The following is a 16,046-nucleotide window of genomic DNA, read 5'->3' as shown; positions in this document are numbered from 1 at the left end:
TCAGTCCCGGGTGGTGAGGATCGCGCGGGCGAACGAGCCGTCGGCGCCGACCAGTTTGGTGGGGAGACAGGCCAGGTCGTAGACGCCGGGGGGTACTTGGTCCAGGTCGGCGTTCTCCAGGATGAGGACGCCGGCGCCGAGCAGGGCGTGGTGGACGTCCCAGGTGTCGGTGCGGTGGTGGCTCTCGATGGTGAGGTAGTCGATGCCGACGAGCTCGACGCCGTGCTCGATGAGCCAGTCGGCGGCCTTGGGCGACAGACCCACCCAACTGGGGGCCCGTTCGGTCTCCTTGAGCGGTCCGGCGGAGTTGGAGGTCTTGAGCAGGACGCGGGTGTGCCCGGCCGCGTCGGCCTCCTCCAGGTGGTGCGGTTCCACGTCGCCCTCGACGTGGGTGAGGTCGATGACGAGGGCGGGGCCGACCAGCGAGTGCAGGGACACCTCGTCGATGGGGGTGGCGCCGTCGCGGAAGTGGGCCGGGGCGTCGACGTGGGTGCCGGTGTGGGCGCCGAGGCGCCAGCGGGTGACGTTGGAGGCGTCGCCGCCGGCGAGGGACTCGACGATCTCCACCTCGGGCCTGCGCCCCCAGTGCAGCATCTCGGGGTGGATGGGGAGGGTGATGTCGTAGATCTTCACGCGGTCGCTCCGGGGCGGTGGGTGGGGTCGGGCCAGGGTTCGCGGACGGCGGCGGAGACCGCGCGGGCGGTGGTGAGCAGGCAGCGGTCGAACTCCTCGCCGCCGTGCTTCGCGTTGGCGTCGGCGACGTCGCGTCCCCAGACGCCGGTCTCGCTGACCTGGTCCATCCGGTAGTCCCAGAAGGAGTCCACGTCGATGTGCGAGGTGGCCTTGTCCATGTGGACGAGTCCGGGGTGGAGGTGGAGCATGACCGAGGTCTCGAAGAAGTTGGCGTGCATGAGCGCCCGGCCGTACCGGACGTGTCCGTCGACCTCCGGGCCGGGGTACATGGTCACGTAGCCGAGGGCGCGGACGCGGGCGTCGCGGTGGCGGACCCGGAGCTTCTCGGCGGACACGTCGAGCGCGCCGTTGTTCCAGATGTGCCCGTTGAGGAGGATGAACTGCCGTACTCCGGAGGCGTACAGGGAGTCGATGACGTCCTCGACGACGGCGATCATCGTCTCGGGGCGCAGGGCCACCGTGCCGCCGAAGTCGCCGTGGGAGGCGGAGACGCCGAAGCTCAGCGGGGGCACCACCGGGACGCCGGTGAGCGCGGAGACTCCGTCGGCGACGGCTTCGCAGATGAGGGTGTCGACGGCCAACGGCAGGTGGGGGCCGTGCTGTTCGGTGGCGCCGACGGGGATGATGACCGCGTCGTGGGCGGCGACCGTCGACTCGGCCTGCTGCCAGGTCAGTTCCTCCCAGCGCACGGGAGTTCCGGTGCCGCCGAGTTCGGCGGCGAGCGAGGTGACGTCGAGTCCGGTGGGGACGGTCACGGGTGGTGTCACGGGGTGTCCTCCTTCTGTGCGGGCGGCGCTCACCAGACGCGCCGGCTCTTGTCCGGCAGCAGGTCAAGGGCGCGCACGGGGACCACCGCGTCGTCCTCGACCGCGGTGATCCAGACGACGGCGTCGGGGCTGTAGTCGCTGATCAGTTCGCGGCACACCCCGCACGGGGCGATGACCCGGAACTGTCCTGCGGGCTTGATCTGGACGGAGACGACGGAGGTCACGGACAGGGGCAGGTCTCCGGGGTAGGCCGCGCGGGCGGCGCCCAGGGCGGCGCCCTCGCCGCAGATCGAGCTGCGGCGGCAGGAGCCCTCCAGATGGACCCCCGTGTGGACGGCCCCGTCGGCGGTGCGGACGGCCGAGGCCACCTCGTGACGGCCGTCGCGCCACACCTTGGCGAGCACCTCCTGTGCGAGGGTGAGGAGTTCGGCGTCCTCCTCACCCATGGCGGCGGGGACCGCGACGGGCCGGACGGCGCTCACGCGGTGATCCCGAGGAGGCGTGCCATGTTGCCGCCCTCGACGAGCGCGCGGTCCTTGTCGTCCGGTATCGCCTTGGCGATCTTCATGCGTTCCAGGTCGAAGTCGGAACCGGGCCATTCGCTGCCCATGAGGATCTTCTCCGGGCCGAGGCGCGCGTAGGCCCGCTTCACGTCGCTCATCAGGGTGGCCGAGGTCTCCAGGTACACGTGGGGCTGCCGCTCGGCGACGATGATCGCTTCGGGGACGTTCCACACCGCGCCCATGTGGGCGATGACCGTGGGGACCTCGGGGTGGTCGCGGGCGATCTCCTCGATGGCGAGCGGGGCGCAGAAGGCGTCGTCCAGGGCGTTGATCAGGACCATGAGGCCGCGCCGGGCGCAGGCTTCGAACAGCGGGTCCAGCAGGCCGTGGTCGGCGACGTGGTAGCCGTGCATGCTCGGGTGGAGCTTGAGGCCGACCAGTCCGGCGTCGGCCATCCGGTCGATCTCCTCGACGGCGTCGTCGGCCTGCGGCATGACCTGCCCGAAACCGAAGAACCGGTCCGGGTGGGCGGCGACGAGCCCGCTGATGAAGTCGTTCTCGATGCGCTGCGCGAGCGAGCAGACCATGGCCATGTCGACGCCGGCGGCGTCCATGCGGTCCAGGATGCGCCGGGGTTCGAAGGGGGTGTACGGCGGCGGGGCCTGCCCCTTGCGGACGCCGGTGAGGTAGTCCGAGCGTCCGCGGACGTCCTGGGTGGTGTTGTACGCGTCGATGATCAAGCGGGTTCAGCCTTTCTCAGGGGACACCAGCGGCAGATGGCAGCGCACGGTGCGGCCGGGCGCGATCTCGCGCAGCTCGGGCATCCGGGTACGGCACTCGGCCTCGGCGAAGGGGCAGCGGGTCTGGAACAGGCAGCCCTCGGGCGGGTTCGCCGGGTCGGGCAACTCGCCCTCCAGCAGGGGCCGTTCAGGGCGGTCACCGGGCCGCGGGGAGGGCACCGACGACAGCAGGGCGTCGGAGTAGGGGTGGGCGGGGCCGGCGAAGAAGTCGTCGCGTGAGGCGATCTCGATGATCTGGCCCAGGTACATCACGGCGACCCGGTCGGCGATATGGCGGACGACGCCCAGGTCGTGGGAGATGAACAGCATGGTCAGGCCGCGTTCGACGACCATGTCGGCCAGCAGGTTGAGCACCTGCGCCTGGATGGAGACGTCGAGTGCGGAGACCGCCTCGTCCGCGACGACCAGGCGGGGCGAGGAGGCCAGGGCGCGGGCGATGCCGATGCGCTGGCGCTGTCCGCCGGAGAACTCGTGCGGCTTGCGGCGGCCGGCTTCCGCGCCCAGGCCGACCCGCTCCAGGAGTTCCCCGACGACCGGCGCGGCCTCGGCGCGGCTCATTCCCCGTGAGCGCAGGAGGGGTTCGGCGACGATGTCGGCGACCCTGCGCCGGGGGTTGAGGGAGCCGAAGGGGTCCTGGAAGACCATCTGGAGGTCGGCCCGGGTGCGCCGCAGGCGGCTTCCGCGGAGCCGGGTGATGTTCAGGCCGAGGAAGTCGATGGTGCCGGAGGCGGGTTCGACGACCCGGAGCAGGGCGCGGCCGAGGGTGGACTTGCCGCAGCCCGACTCGCCGACCAGGCCGAGCGTCTCCCCCTCCTTTATCTCCAGGTCGATGTCGCGCAGGGCCCGCACCTTGCCGCCGGACCGGCCGCGGTACTCGACCCGCAGCTTCTCCGCGCGGATCAGCGGGGTGCCGGGCCGCGCGGCGGGAACCGGGGCGGCGGTGGCGGGTGTGGTGGGCGGGGAGGTCATGAGCGCCCCCTTTCCTTGGCTTGCGGCTGTCGTCCCACGGTGTCCGGGCCGCCGCGCGCGCCCGCCGGGCGGTCCGCCGCGGGCAGGACGCACGCGTCAAGGTGTCCGGGGCCGCCGTGGCGGACGCGCAGGTCCGGCTGCTCGGCGCAGGCGGGTCCGGCGTGGGCGCAGCGGGCGGCGAACGCGCAGCCCGTAGGGCGTTCCACGCCGGTGACCGGCTGGCCGGGGATGGCGGGCAGCCGGTCGAGGACGGGGCCGTCGAGGGGCGGCACGGAGCCCAGCAGGCCGACGGTGTAGGGGTGCTGGGGGTTGAGGAGCACCTCGTCGCGGGTCCCCTGCTCGACGATGCGTCCCGCGTACATCACGGCGACCCGGTCGGCGACCTCGGCGACGACGCCCAGGTCGTGGGTGATCAGCAGGACGGTGGTGCCGTGCTCGGCTCGTGCGCGGCGGAGCACGGAGAGCACCTGGGCCTGGATGGTGACGTCCAGGGCCGTGGTGGGTTCGTCCGCGATGAGGACGGCGGGGTCGTTGGCCAGTCCCATGGCGATCATCACGCGCTGGCGCATGCCGCCCGACATCTGGTGGGGCAGGGCGCGGGCGTTGGCCCGGGGGCTGGCGATGCCGACCTCGCCGAGCAGTTCCACGGCCCGTTCCATGCCCTGGCGGCGGGGTGTCGGGCGGTGGGCCCGCATCATCTCCACGACCTGGTCGCCGACCCGGTGCAGCGGGTTGAGGGCCGCGAGGGAGTCCTGGAAGACGACGGCGACGTCCTTGCCGCGGACGGCGCGCAGTTCCCGCTCGGTGGCCGCGACCAGGTCGCGTCCGGCGAACTCCACCTCGCCGTCGACATGGGTGCGCGGGCCCCGGTTGAGGCCGACGAGACTCATGGCCAGCGCGGACTTGCCGGAGCCGGACTCACCGACGAGGGCGAGGATCTCGCCGCGGTGCAGCGTCAGGTCGACGCCGGCGACGGCGGGGAGGCGGCCCGCGGGCACGTCGAAACCGACCCTCAGGCCGCGCACCGTGAGGACGGGCTCGGGCGGCACCGCGCGTTCTGGCCCGGTCATGGGGTGACGCCCACGGCGAGCGCGGCCGTGTGGATGAGGTCGGCCACCCGCCGCGGATGCACGAGCGTCGTGTAATGGCTGCCCGGCACGTGCTCGGTGACGGCTCCCGCGCGGGCCGCCATGTCGCGCTGTGCCTCGGGGCGCAGGGTGCGGTCGTCGTCGGCGACGAGGTACCAGCTGGGCAGGGTGCGCCAGGCCGGTTCGCCGGTGGGCTGGCGGAAGATGGCGTCCTCGGCCTTGCGGCCCTCCGCCTCGACGACGGCGCGGTGCTCGGGCGACAGATCGGGGCCGATCTCCGCCCAGAACCGCTCGCTCGGTTCCGACTTCCACTCGCCGGCCGGGCCGCGCCGCATGAACGCGGAGATCTCGGCGGGTTCGTAGCGCTCCACGATGCCGTTGACGGTCTCGCCCTTCTCCGGGACGAACGCGGCGATGTACACCAGCCCGCGGACGGCGGGGTGGCGGCCGACGTTGGAGATGACGGCGCCCCCGTAGGAGTGCCCGGCGAGCAGGACCGGCCCGCCCAGTTCCTCGACGGCGGCTCGGGTGTGCGCGACGTCGTCCTCCAGGGAGGTCAGCGGGTTGGTGACGGCGACGGTCCGGTGTCCCAGGGCGGCGAGCAGCGGCTCGACCTCCGTCCAGGTGGTGGGGCGTCCGCCCGCTCCGTGGACCAGCACGATGTCCATGCGGCTCAGCCTTTCCGTATGCGGGGGTCGAGGATCAGATAGAGGAGGTCCACGGCGTGGTTGACGAGGACGAACAGCAGGGCGATGGCGAGCGCGGCGCCCTGGACGACGGGGTAGTCGCGCTGGAGGACCCCCTGGACCAGCAGCCGGCCGACCCCGCCGTAGGAGAAGACGGTCTCGGTGATCACGGAGCCGCCCAGCAGGGAGCCGAACTGGAGGCCGAGGACCGTGACGATCGGCAGCCAGGAGTTGCGCAGGACGTGGCGGCGCACGACGGCGCTCTCGGTGAGCCCCTTCATGCGGGCGGTCCGGACGAAGTCGTCGCCGAGGACGTCGAGTACGGAGGCGCGCACGATGCGGGTGATGTAGCCGGCCATGGACAGCGCGAGGGTGGTGGCGGGCAGGATCAGGTGCTGGATCCAGGGGCCGATGAGTTCGGGCCGGTTCTGGAGGATCGCGTCGAGGAGCACGAAGTTGGTGGTCGGCTGGTAGTCCAGGGAGCTGGGCAGCCGTCCCAGGACGGGCAGCCAGCGCAGCCAGACCCCGAAGACGACGATGCCGATGACGCCGAGGGCGAACCACGGCAGGGAGAAGCCGATCGTCGCGACGGCGCGGATCGTGGTGTCGATCCAGGTGTTCTTGCGCAGGGCGGCCAGCACGCCGGTGCTCACGCCGAGCAGGACGGCGATGGTCATGGCGGCCAGGGTCAGTTCGACGGTGCCGGGCAGGGCGTCGCCGAGGAGGCCGAGGACGCTGTTGGAGCCGAAGAACGACTCGCCGAAGCGCAGGTGGACGAGGTCGTCGAGGTAGTGCGCGTACTGGGTGAGCAGCGGCTGGTCGAGGCCGAGGGCCTGGCTGGCGCGGGCCTCGTTCTGCGCGATCTGCTCGGCGGTGAGGTTGGTGCCGCCGCCGGAGAGCGCGGCGGTGGGTGAGCCGGGCAGCAGGCGCATGGCGACGAAGACCAGCGTGGCCAGGACGAACATGACGACGGGGATGCCGAGCAGGGTGCGGGCGACGGTGCGCAGGGTGTCGGTGTGCGCGGAGCGGGGGCGCCGCGCTCGCCGTAGGCGCGGGAGGGGGAGGGTGGTCATGCGGTGCCCTTCGGGTCGAGCGCGTCCCGCAGGTCGTCGCCGACGAAGTTGCAGGCGACGACGAACAGCAGGGTCAGGGCGGCCGGCAGGACCACGAGGCGGGGCGCGGAGTAGAGGAACTCCTGGCCCGCCTGGACCATGTAGCCCCAGTCGGGGGTGGGGGGCTGGATGCCCAGGCCCAGATAGGAGAGCCCGGCGGCGAATCCGGCGGCGACCGACAGGGTCATGACGACCTGGGCGACCATCGGTCCGGCGATGTTGGGCAGGATCTCCTGGACGAGGACGCGCGGGCCGCGGGTGCCGCCGAGGCGGGCCGCGACGACGTAGTCCCGGGCGCTCTCCCGGGCGGTCAGCGCGCGGGCCAGCCGGGCGAGGCCGGGGGCGAGGGAGACCCCGACGCCGATGACGAGGCTGGTGGTGCCCGGTCCCGCGGCGGCGACCAGCAGGATGACGAGAAGGATCGACGGGAAGGCCAGGGCCAGGTCGACGACCCGCATCAGCGCCTGTTCCACGACGCCGCCCAGGTATCCGGCGAGGAGCCCGATGCCGGTGCCGAGCGCCGCCGCCAGGGTGGTGGCGGCGAACGCGACGAGCAGCAGGGGCCGGGCCCCGTGGACCAGCCGGGCCAGTTCGTCCCGGCCGAGGTCGTCGGTGCCGAGCGGGTGGCCGGGCGAGCCGAAGGGCAGCATCGCGGAGGAGGTCTGGCGGACCGGGTCGGCCGTGACGAGCCAGGGACCGACGAGGGCGACGAGGACGATGACGGCGAGGAACGCCCAGGACACCAGGGCGGGCCATGAGGTGCCCAGGCGGCGGGGCCGTCTCCCGGTGGTGCGGGTGCGCGGGCGGGCGGGGGCCGCCGTCGCCCCCTGTGCGCCGCCGGTGGTGGAGCCGGCCGGTTCAGACACTGGCTTTCTCCATGAAACAGCGGTGGTTGCCGAGGGCCGGAGCGTTGATCTTCTTCACCTTCGCGCCGCTGACGACGAGGTTGGTGGAGCAGGCGAGCATGGCGATCACCATGTACTCCTCCGCCCAGCGCCGCTGGATCTTGGAGTAGGCGGCGGTGCGCTTCTTGCCGTCGGGGAGGTTCTTGGCCGTCACCAGGTCCTCGGCCAGGGAGTCGACGCCGTCCAGGGTGTCGAGGCCGGTGATGGTGGAGCCGTACAGGCCCGCGGGGTTGGCCATGGAGCCGACCATGTTGTTGGGGTCGGGGACGTAGGAGTTGCGTTCCCAGATCATCAGGTCGTGGTAGTCGTCGTCGCCGTCGCTGAGGCGGCTGAAGTAGGAGGCGGGGTCGACGGAGGTCGTCCTCACCTTGAAGCCGGCGTCCTCCAGGTTCTGCTTGACGATCTGTGCGGCCTTGGGGTGCCAGGAGTCGCTGGCCGCCATCAGCCCCAGTTCGCGGCCTTCGGCGCCGGCCTCCTTGAGGAGCTTCCTGGCCTGGGCGAGGTTGCGGGTGCTCAGGTCGGCGAGGGCGGTGTCGTAGCCGTTCTGGGCGGGCGGGATCGCGTAGCCCTCGGGTTCGCTGCCGACGCCGAAGAAGGCCTGCTGGACGATGGCCTTGCGGTCGATGGCGAGGTTGATGGCCTTGCGGACCTTGAGTTCGGGCACGCGCCGGGCGTCGATCATCAGGATGGCGTCGAAGCCCTCCTTGGTGTCGTACACGGTGACCGAGGGGTCGGACTTGAGCTGTTCGACGGCGGAGTAGGGGGTGAACTGGGTGGCGGATATGTCGCCGCTGAGCAGGGAGCTGACGATCGCGGAGGGGTCCTGGACCTGGCGCAGGACGAGGCGGTCGACGGGCGGCCTGCCGAGGCGGAAGTCGTCGAAGGCGGTGAGGGTGATGGCCTGGCCGGAGGTGGCGGAGGTGAACTTGAACGGGCCGGTGCCGACGAGGTGTTTGCCGATGTCCGCCCCGTACTTGTCGAGGGCCGCCTTGGAGATGACCCGGCCGCCGATGTCGGAGAGCTGGGCGAGGACCGTGCGGTCGGGCGACTTGAGGACGAGCTTGACGGTCAGGTCGCCCTCCGCGGTCAGCGAGGCGACGTTGTTGCCGAGGGAGGCCAGCGGTCTGGTCGCGCCCTTGGGCAGGGTCTTGTCCTCGGGGTCGAACTGCCGGCCCAGGCTCGCCAGGACGTCGGCGGAGGTGAGTGCGGTGCCGTCGTGGAAGGTGACGCCGTCGCGGAGGGTGAAGGTGTAGGTGAGCTGGTCGTCGGAGACGGTCCAGCTCTCGGCGAGGTCGGGCGCGGGTTCGTTGGACTCGAAGGAGATGAAGGTGAGGCCGCGGCAGATGCAGTCGACGGCCATCCAGTCGCCGAGCGTGGTGTAGAAGGCGGGGTCGTTGACGGCGCTGGTGGAGTCGATCGCCAGGGTGAGGGTGCCGCCCTTGCCGGATCCGCCGTCGGAATCCCCCGACCCGTCGTCGGCGACGCCGCAGGCGGTGAGCAGCGGGGTCAGTCCGAAGCCGACCCCGACACCCAGGAGTCCGGCGCCGCGCAGCAGGGAGCGGCGCGAGACCGGCGGTCGGGCCGGGTTGAGGGCGGGTGATCCCTGCGGCTGATCCGGCATGAGGGCCTCCTTGGGCACCATTCCTGAGAGAGGATGGATCACATCTTGAACTGATTGGATCCAATAGGATGCTGTCCGGCTCGCGATTCCGAGCCGTGTCCCAGGTGTTACGGGATGATGAAACGCCGATATTTAATGCTTTGTCATGACCCGCAGCAGTGCTCGGACTTGGCCGAGGGGTCGGGGATGTCCATCGCCGGATTCCGGTCGAAGAAGCCGTCGGGCTCCAGGACCAGGCGCACCCGGTCCACCGGCATGACCGGCCACTGCTCGGGACGCGGGAAGTGGTGGGTGCCCACCACCGGCCACAGCACCAGCTCGGCCCCGTCCAGCGAGCGGTCCTGCCGCTGCCACGCCTGCACCCCGTCCTCACCGGGCTCCGCCTGGTTGGGGTACCGCCCGCCGACGAACTGCTCGTCGGGATCGGAGGCGGTGGCCCACAGGTGCTGGTGGACGAAGGGCGCCCGGCGGGCCATCACCGACTCGGGCCGGGCGAACGGCCGGGTGGTGTTCGGCAGGAGCAGCCGGTACGCCGTCGGCTCGCCGTAGCGGTTGACCTGGCCGGCGCTCTCGACGCGCCAGTGCCGCTGGGTCGCCGGGTTGGTGCGGCGCGCGGCCTGCGCCTCGGACAGCAGCGGGGTGCGCACCATGCGTACCGCGTTGCCGTAGGGGTCGTGGCGCGGGTCGTCCTCGGCCTCCACGTTCTCCTCGACCAGCCGGTTGAGGGGACCGTCGACGGCGGTGTCCAGGCGCAGACCGAAGTAGTGCTGGTGGGTGGGGGCCTGGACGTTGCGGGAGACCACCCGGCCGTGCCGGACCTCCTCGCCCTCCTCTATCCCCGACGCGGACAGCATGCCGGTCAGCTTGATCTCCAGCTCGATCCGGCCGTCCTGGTAGAGCGACCAGTAGAAGCCGTAGTCGTAGTTGGCGACGGTCTGGAAATTGGAGACGATCAGCCGCCGCGAGCGGCGCACCTCGCTCACTCCGCGGCGCAGGTCGTTGTGCTTCCAGAGGATGCCGTCGTCCTCCTCGTGCATGCAGACCGCCTGGGCGACCTCCTGGGCGGTGCCGTCGCCCGCGAGGTAGGCGGCGTCGAAGTAGTGGATGACGCCCAGACAGTCGCAGCCCAGCGCGAGGGAGTTGGTGAGCGGGCCGGCGCCGTACTCACCCCAGTCGAAGAAGTTCTTGCGGAACTGCGTCGAGCTGGGGTCGAGGTAGGGCACGTACATCTCGTTGCAGGCGGCGCGCTTGAGCACCGAACGGCCCAGGAAGGACACGTCGTACAGGACGAGGCCCTCGCGGTGGGTGAAGCCGACCCGGAACTCCCAGCCCTGCCAGCTCACCCGGTGCCCGTCGACGGTGAAGCTCGGCCCCTCGGGCTGCACCACCTCCAAGGGCTTGAGCCCCTCGCGGTCCGGGCCGAACCCGCCCGCCGACAGCGGCCCCGCCTCCTCCGAGACGGGCACCACGCCGTGGTCCTCGACCTCCAGGACCTCCATCGTCGCCATGTCGATGAGCGGGATGACGCCCTGCACCGGGCGGACATAGGCGTTGTCGTCCTCGCTGACCCGGTGCCAGACCGAACCCCAGGTGAGCCTGCGGTCCTTGTACTTCTCCGGCACGAAGCCGCCGATGGACTCCGCGTCGATCACCGTCAGCGACACGTCGTGGATGCCGCGGCGGGCCAGCGCCTCACGGAACAGCGGGCTCGCCCGGCAGGCCTGGGCGGCGGCGCGCGCCTCCGCGGAGGTGATGCCGGGGCGCCGCACGTCCACCGGGCGCCAGTCCAGGCAGCGCGGTGCGGCGCCGAGCTGCACGTCGATCTCCCAGGCGCCCGGCAGGTCGTGGTCCATCGCGACCAGGCCCACCCGGACCTCGCCCGCCGGCTGACGGCCCGCCACGACCTCGCGGGCGAACGTCTCGTCCAGGACCGCGCCCCAGAACCGGGTCCGCTCACCGAGCCGCCCGTCGGCCCGTGCCACGGCGACGGCAGCGGCGATCTCCGCCGGGGACAGCGGGTCGAGCGGATGGGTCCGTTCGCGCTGTGCGTGGACCCGGGTACTGACGCTTCCGCACTGCTCGCTCATGCTGTCGCTCCGCTCATTCGCGCGGTCCGCCCCAGGGACGGACCCTTCTTTTGGATCCTGTTGCAGATAGAATGGATACACATCGCTGTACGGGGGCCGGTCCCGATCCCCCTCGATCCGACGGAGACCCCATGGACACCGCCCAGCCCTCCGACCCGGCCGCCCCGACTGGCAAGGGCAAGGCGCTCGTCGACGACACGGCCGCCGCGATCCGCGCGCGGATCCTGTCCGGCGAGATCCCCATCGGCGCCCAGCTCCGCCAGGCGGAACTCGCCGACTCGCTCGGCGTCAGCCGCACCCCGGTGCGGGAGGCGCTGCGCCAGCTCCAGGCGGGCGGGCTGATCGAGGTGCTGCCCCACCGCGGTGCCGTGGTGCGGGTCCCGGCGCCCTGGGAGGTCCGCGAGGCCTACGAGGTCCGTGCCGAACTCGAAGGGCTCGCCTGCGTCCGCGCGGTCCGTGAGGTCACCCCCGACGTGCTGCGGGAGCTGCGCGAGGTCAACGAGACGGTGCGCACGGTCAGCGGTGCTCCCGCCCCGGCCGAGGGCTCCTCCCCCTCCACCGCCGCCAACGACTGCTTCCACACGCTCATCCACACCGTCGCCGGCAACCAGCGTCTGGCCCGCGCCATCAAGGAGATCAACGAGGCCTTCCCGCGCAACGTCTCCGCGCTCGTCCTCCAGGACAACCCGCGCCACCGCGAGGACAACATCCGTGAGCACGAGCGGATCGTGGAGGCGCTCGCCGCGGAGGACGCCGAGCGGGCGCGCGCCGAGATGAAGGCCCATGTCCTCAGCGCCGGCGAGCAGTTGGCCCGCTGGTACGAGCAGCGCTCGGCGACCGTGTTCCGCGGCTGACGTCCCGCGCGGGCGGGTCCCGGCGCTCACCGGCCGGACTCCGCGCCGAGCCCCATGGCGGCCGGGGACAGGAAGTCCAGGTCCGGTCGCCGCCCGCCCCCGGCCAGGTCGGCGAGGGCCGCGCCGAGCGCGGGGCCGAACTTGAAGCCGTGTCCCGAGCAGGCCGCCGCGACCAGCACCCGGTCCTCCCCCGGGAGCGCGCCGACGGCGAACCGGTTGGCGGGGGCCATGGTGTACCGGCAGGTGATGCTCTCCTCCACCGGGCCGTCGGCGGCCGGGAGGAACCGGGCGGCGAGCCCGAGCAGCCGCTCGCGCTCGGCCTCCGTGACCGGTCCCGCGGTCACCGAGGGGTCCTCCGCCGGTCCGTGGTCCAGGCCGATCTTGACGCCCGCGCCGCCGAAGGCCGGGATGCCGTAGAGCAGTCCGATGTCGGGGACCTCCACGGAGAAGGCGCCCAGCAGCGGCGGCTCCAGCAGGTGGCGGCGGGAGGAGCCCAGGTGCAGGTTGACGATCCGCACCACGTCCAGCCGGGTGGCGAACGCGGGCAGCAGCTCGCCCGTCCAGGGACCCGCGCACACCACCAGCCGGTCGGCGCGCAGCACGCCCCGCTCGGTGTCGACGCGTACGCCCGCGCCCTCGCGGCGCCAGCCGAGCACGGCGCAGCCGTCCCGGCGGTCCACTCCCCCGGCCTTGCCCAGCGCGGCCAGCGTGCCCAGCGCGGCGGCGGCGTCGATGACACCCGCGTCGGGGTCGTGGACCGCCGAGAAGCCCTCGCACAGGCGCAGCCCCGGGAAGAGTTCGGCGGCGCGGGCGTGGTCCACGGTCTCGCAGCCGGGGCCGCGCAGCCCGCCCGGGGATGTCGCCGGCCGGGCGAACAGGCCGCCGGTGACCGTCACCAGCCGCCGCCCGGCGGCCAGTTCGAGTTCCTCCCAGGCGCCGTAGGCGGTGTCGACCAGTCCGTCCCAGACCTCGGCGGGGTAGGCGCGGCGGATCATCCGGGTCCGTCCGTGCGAGGACCCCTCGGTGTGGCCCTGCGGGAACCGGTCGAGGTGGATGACGCGGGCGCCGCGGTTGGCGAGGTGCCAGGCGGCCGAGGAACCGTGGATGCCGGCCCCCACCACGATCACGTCCGCGTGGTCCGCGTCGGTGGTGGCCGCGCCCCAGGGGGCGCCGTCGGGCCGCGGGGTGGGCACAGGCGCTGTCCCGGGCTCCGGGTGCCGGGCGGTGGGCGCCGACGGGCGGCGTCGGCGTTCCCGCCCCTCCAGGGCGGCCACGAGCGCGTCCACGTCGTCGGCGCTGTTGTACACGTGCAGGGAGGCACGGACGACCCGCTCCAGACCCCGGCTGCCGAGGTCCCACTGCCCGTGCGAGGCGGGCACGGTCGTCAGCCGGAATCCGAGGGCCCGCAGGTCGCGTACGGTCTCGCGCGGATCCTCGTCGTCCCTGAGGAACGTGACGATCCCCGAGGCCGCCGCGGCCGGGTCGGCGAGCCGTACGCCGGGGACGTCCGGCAGGGCGGTCCGCAGCGTTGCGGCCAGGGCCGTCACATGGTCGCGGATGCGCTCGACGCCGAGGCCGAGGGTCTCCTCCAGGGCGGTTCCCAGGCCCAGCCGCAAGGCGTGGGAGGACTCCCAGGTCTCGTAGCGGCGCGCTCCCGGCACGACCTCGTAGCGGTACGCGGACGACCACTGGGCGCCCCGCACGTCGGGCGCGGTCGGCCGGGCCCGCTCCCGTACGCCGGGCCCCACGTACAGCAGTCCGGTGCCGCGCGGTCCGCGCAGGAACTTGCGGCCGGTGGCGACGACGATGTCGCTGCGCGTCTCGCGGACGTCCACCGGGAGCTGGCCCAGCGACTGCGTCGCGTCGAGGAGCAGCGGTACGCCCGCGGCGGCGGCCAGCGCGCCCACGGCTGCGGCGGGTTCCACCAGGCCGGAGGAGGTGGGGACATGGGCGAGCGTGACCAGCGAGGCCGGGGTGCGCAGGGCGCGTTCGAGCGCGTCGAGGTCGATGCGGCCGTCGGCGTCGGCGGGCACGACCTCCAGCTCGATGCCGTGCGTCCGGCGCAGCTCCAGCAGGTGCAGGGCGGAGCTGACGTAGGTGGAGGAGGAGGCCACGACCCGGTCGCCGGGCCCCAGGCGCAGGGCGTCCATGGCGCGCTGCCAGGCGGTGGAGGCGCTCTCCACCAGGGCGATGTCGTCGGGCTGCGCGCCGAGGAGGCGGGCGGCCGAGCGGTACACCTGCTCGGTGCGGGGGGCGAGTGCCTCGGCCGCTTCGTAGCCGCCGAGCAGGGACTCCATGCGCAGGTGCTCGGTGATCGTGGCGAGCGTCGCGCGGCTGGGCAGCGCGGCGCCGGCGGCGTTCATGTGGTGGGCGTGGCGCATCCCCGGGGTGGCGGCGCGCAGGGCGGCGACGTCGAGGGGCACGGTGCCGGGGGCCGGTGCGGACGCCCGGAGCGGGACCAGGTCGGTGCTCATAGTGCGACGACCACCGCCTTGCGCTCGCAGTAGGAGAACAGGGCGTCGTCGCCGAGGTCCCGGCCGAGGCCCGAGTCGCCGAAGCCGCCGAAGGGCAGCGCCGGGTCGAAGATGTTGTAGGTGTTGATCCAGACCGTTCCGGCGCGCAGGCGGGCGGCCATGCGGTGGGCGCGGGAGAGGTCCTTGGTCCACACGCCCGCGGCGAGCCCGTAGGGGGTGTCGTTGCCGATGGCCACGGCCTCCTCCTCGTCCTCGAAGGGGATCACGCCGAGCACCGGGCCGAAGATCTCCTCACGGGCGATCCGCATGGTGTTGGTGACGCCGGTGAACAGGGCGGGCTCGACGAAGTAGCCCGGCCGGTCCGGGACCTGGCCGCCGGTGACGAGCCGGGCGCCCTCGGCGACGCCGGACTCGACGTACGACAGGACCTGTTCGCGCTGTTCCTGCGAGACGAGCGGGCCGACGGTGACGCCGCCGTCCAGGCCGTTGCCGACGGGGACCTTGCGGACCGCTTCGGCGAGGCGTTCCTCCATCTCGGCCAGGACCGGCCGCTGGACGAGGAGCCTGCTGCCGGCGGTGCACATCTGCCCGGAGTGGCCGAAGCTCGCGCGGATCGCGGTGGTGACGGCGGCGTCGAGGTCGGCGTCGGCGAAGACGATGTTGGGGCTCTTGCCGCCGAGTTCGAGGGTGAGCCGCTTGACGCCGGGGGCGGCGGCGCTCATCACGAGCCGGCCGACCTCGGTGGAGCCGGTGAAGGACACCTTGGCGACATCGAGGTGCGCGGTGAGCGCGGCGCCCACCTCGCCGTCGCCGGTGAGGACGTTCAGCACGCCGGGCGGCAGGCCCGCCTCCTCGCACAGCGCGGCGACGCGCAGCATGGTCAGCGGGGTCTGCTCGGCGGGCTTGACGACGACCGTGCAGCCCGCGGCGAGGGCGGGGGCGAGCTTGAAGCAGCCCGTCATGATGGGGAAGTTCCAGGGCAGGATCAGCGCGGCGACCCCGGCGGGCTCGGGCACGGTGTAGACGTGGTGCGCCGCGTCGAGGGGCACGACGGTGCCGGTGAGCCGGGTGGGCGCGCCCGCGAAGTGCCGGAAGGTCCTCGCGCTCATCGCCGTGTCGGCGCGGGAGCGTTCGATCGGTTTGCCGTTGTCGCGGGTTTCGAGGACGGCCAGTTCCTCAGCGTGTTCCTCGATGAGTCCGGCGATCCGGTACAGGATCCGGCCGCGCTCGGCGGGCGGCAGACCGCGCCAGCGGCCGTCCTCGTGGGCCGCGGTGGCCGCGGCGACGGCGGCGTCCACGTCCTCGGGCGTGGCCTGGGCGACGTGGGTCAGGACGGTGGCCGAGGCGGGGTCGTGGACCGGGAACGTGACACGGTCGCCGGGGGCGATCCACCGGCCCGCGACGAGAAAGGGCTCCAGCGGCTGGGGCTGGGCGTTGAACCGGGTCATGGCGTCTTCCAAGGAGTGCGGGCCGGTCGCGGGACCGGC

The 16,046-nt window shown here is 72.8% G+C and carries 14 protein-coding genes; 1 reads left to right on the top strand and 13 read right to left on the bottom strand.

Annotated features, from left to right (window positions below; translation table 11 throughout):
* The 11 genes from ACIPSE_RS24940 to ACIPSE_RS24890 all read right to left on the bottom strand — a co-directional run bounded on the left by ACIPSE_RS24940 (position 1) and on the right by ACIPSE_RS24890 (position 11,231).
* Complete coding sequence (locus tag ACIPSE_RS24940) at positions 1–633, bottom strand: cyclase family protein (protein WP_401665954.1); 633 nt, start codon at positions 631–633, stop codon at positions 1–3.
* A complete protein-coding gene (locus ACIPSE_RS24935) occupies positions 630–1,460 on the bottom strand; it encodes a creatininase family protein (protein WP_401665951.1) in 831 nt (276 codons plus the stop codon). Before ACIPSE_RS24935 ends, ACIPSE_RS24940 begins: the two co-directional genes overlap by 4 nt.
* Before the next feature lie 29 nt (positions 1,461–1,489).
* Entirely contained in the window at positions 1,490–1,942 is a 453-nt protein-coding gene (locus ACIPSE_RS24930; protein WP_401665949.1) for a cytidine deaminase, read from the bottom strand.
* Positions 1,939–2,703: an amidohydrolase family protein gene (locus ACIPSE_RS24925; RefSeq protein ID WP_401665946.1), complete on the bottom strand. Its 765-nt coding sequence runs from the start codon at positions 2,701–2,703 to the stop codon at positions 1,939–1,941. Before ACIPSE_RS24925 ends, ACIPSE_RS24930 begins: the two co-directional genes overlap by 4 nt.
* 6 nt (positions 2,704–2,709) lie before the next feature.
* Entirely contained in the window at positions 2,710–3,732 is a 1,023-nt protein-coding gene (locus ACIPSE_RS24920) for an ABC transporter ATP-binding protein (protein ID WP_401665943.1), read from the bottom strand.
* Positions 3,729–4,802: an ABC transporter ATP-binding protein gene (locus ACIPSE_RS24915; protein ID WP_401665941.1), complete on the bottom strand. Its 1,074-nt coding sequence runs from the start codon at positions 4,800–4,802 to the stop codon at positions 3,729–3,731. The genes ACIPSE_RS24920 and ACIPSE_RS24915 overlap by 4 nt, the downstream gene beginning before the upstream one ends.
* Positions 4,799–5,488, bottom strand: a complete 690-nt coding sequence (locus tag ACIPSE_RS24910) for an alpha/beta fold hydrolase (RefSeq protein ID WP_401665938.1) — start codon at positions 5,486–5,488, stop codon at positions 4,799–4,801. Before ACIPSE_RS24910 ends, ACIPSE_RS24915 begins: the two co-directional genes overlap by 4 nt.
* Before the next feature lie 5 nt (positions 5,489–5,493).
* Positions 5,494–6,579, bottom strand: a complete 1,086-nt coding sequence (locus ACIPSE_RS24905; protein ID WP_401665936.1) for an ABC transporter permease — start codon at positions 6,577–6,579, stop codon at positions 5,494–5,496.
* Entirely contained in the window at positions 6,576–7,484 is a 909-nt protein-coding gene (locus tag ACIPSE_RS24900; protein WP_401665933.1) for an ABC transporter permease, read from the bottom strand. Before ACIPSE_RS24900 ends, ACIPSE_RS24905 begins: the two co-directional genes overlap by 4 nt.
* Positions 7,477–9,144, bottom strand: coding sequence for an ABC transporter substrate-binding protein (locus ACIPSE_RS24895; protein ID WP_401665931.1), 1,668 nt, complete (start codon positions 9,142–9,144; stop codon positions 7,477–7,479). The genes ACIPSE_RS24900 and ACIPSE_RS24895 overlap by 8 nt, the downstream gene beginning before the upstream one ends.
* A gap of 143 nt (positions 9,145–9,287) precedes the next feature.
* The gene (locus ACIPSE_RS24890) at positions 9,288–11,231 is read right to left on the bottom strand and encodes a primary-amine oxidase (RefSeq protein ID WP_401665929.1); all 1,944 of its coding nucleotides are present in this window, start codon (positions 11,229–11,231) and stop codon (positions 9,288–9,290) included.
* Between the two features lie 131 nt (positions 11,232–11,362).
* On the opposite strand from ACIPSE_RS24890, the gene ACIPSE_RS24885 reads away from it, so the two are divergent.
* Positions 11,363–12,085 carry a GntR family transcriptional regulator gene (locus ACIPSE_RS24885; RefSeq protein ID WP_401665926.1) on the top strand — a complete coding sequence of 241 codons (723 nt, stop codon included), beginning with the start codon at positions 11,363–11,365 and terminating at the stop codon, positions 12,083–12,085.
* Between the two features lie 26 nt (positions 12,086–12,111).
* On the opposite strand, the gene ACIPSE_RS24880 is transcribed toward ACIPSE_RS24885, so the two are convergent.
* Both ACIPSE_RS24880 and ACIPSE_RS24875 read right to left on the bottom strand, forming a co-directional pair.
* On the bottom strand, positions 12,112–14,559 hold the full coding sequence (locus ACIPSE_RS24880) for an FAD-dependent oxidoreductase (protein ID WP_401665924.1): 2,448 nt from the start codon (positions 14,557–14,559) through the stop codon (positions 12,112–12,114).
* Entirely contained in the window at positions 14,556–16,007 is a 1,452-nt protein-coding gene (locus ACIPSE_RS24875; RefSeq protein WP_401665922.1) for an aldehyde dehydrogenase family protein, read from the bottom strand. Before ACIPSE_RS24875 ends, ACIPSE_RS24880 begins: the two co-directional genes overlap by 4 nt.
* Positions 16,008–16,046 lie beyond the last annotated feature (39 nt).

Origin of the sequence: Streptomyces sp. NPDC090106, assembly GCF_044747265.1 — a bacterium.
Lineage (GTDB): Bacteria > Actinomycetota > Actinomycetes > Streptomycetales > Streptomycetaceae > Streptomyces.
The sequence above is the reverse complement of the archived record's forward strand: the minus strand, read 5'-3'. Positions and strand labels throughout refer to the sequence as shown.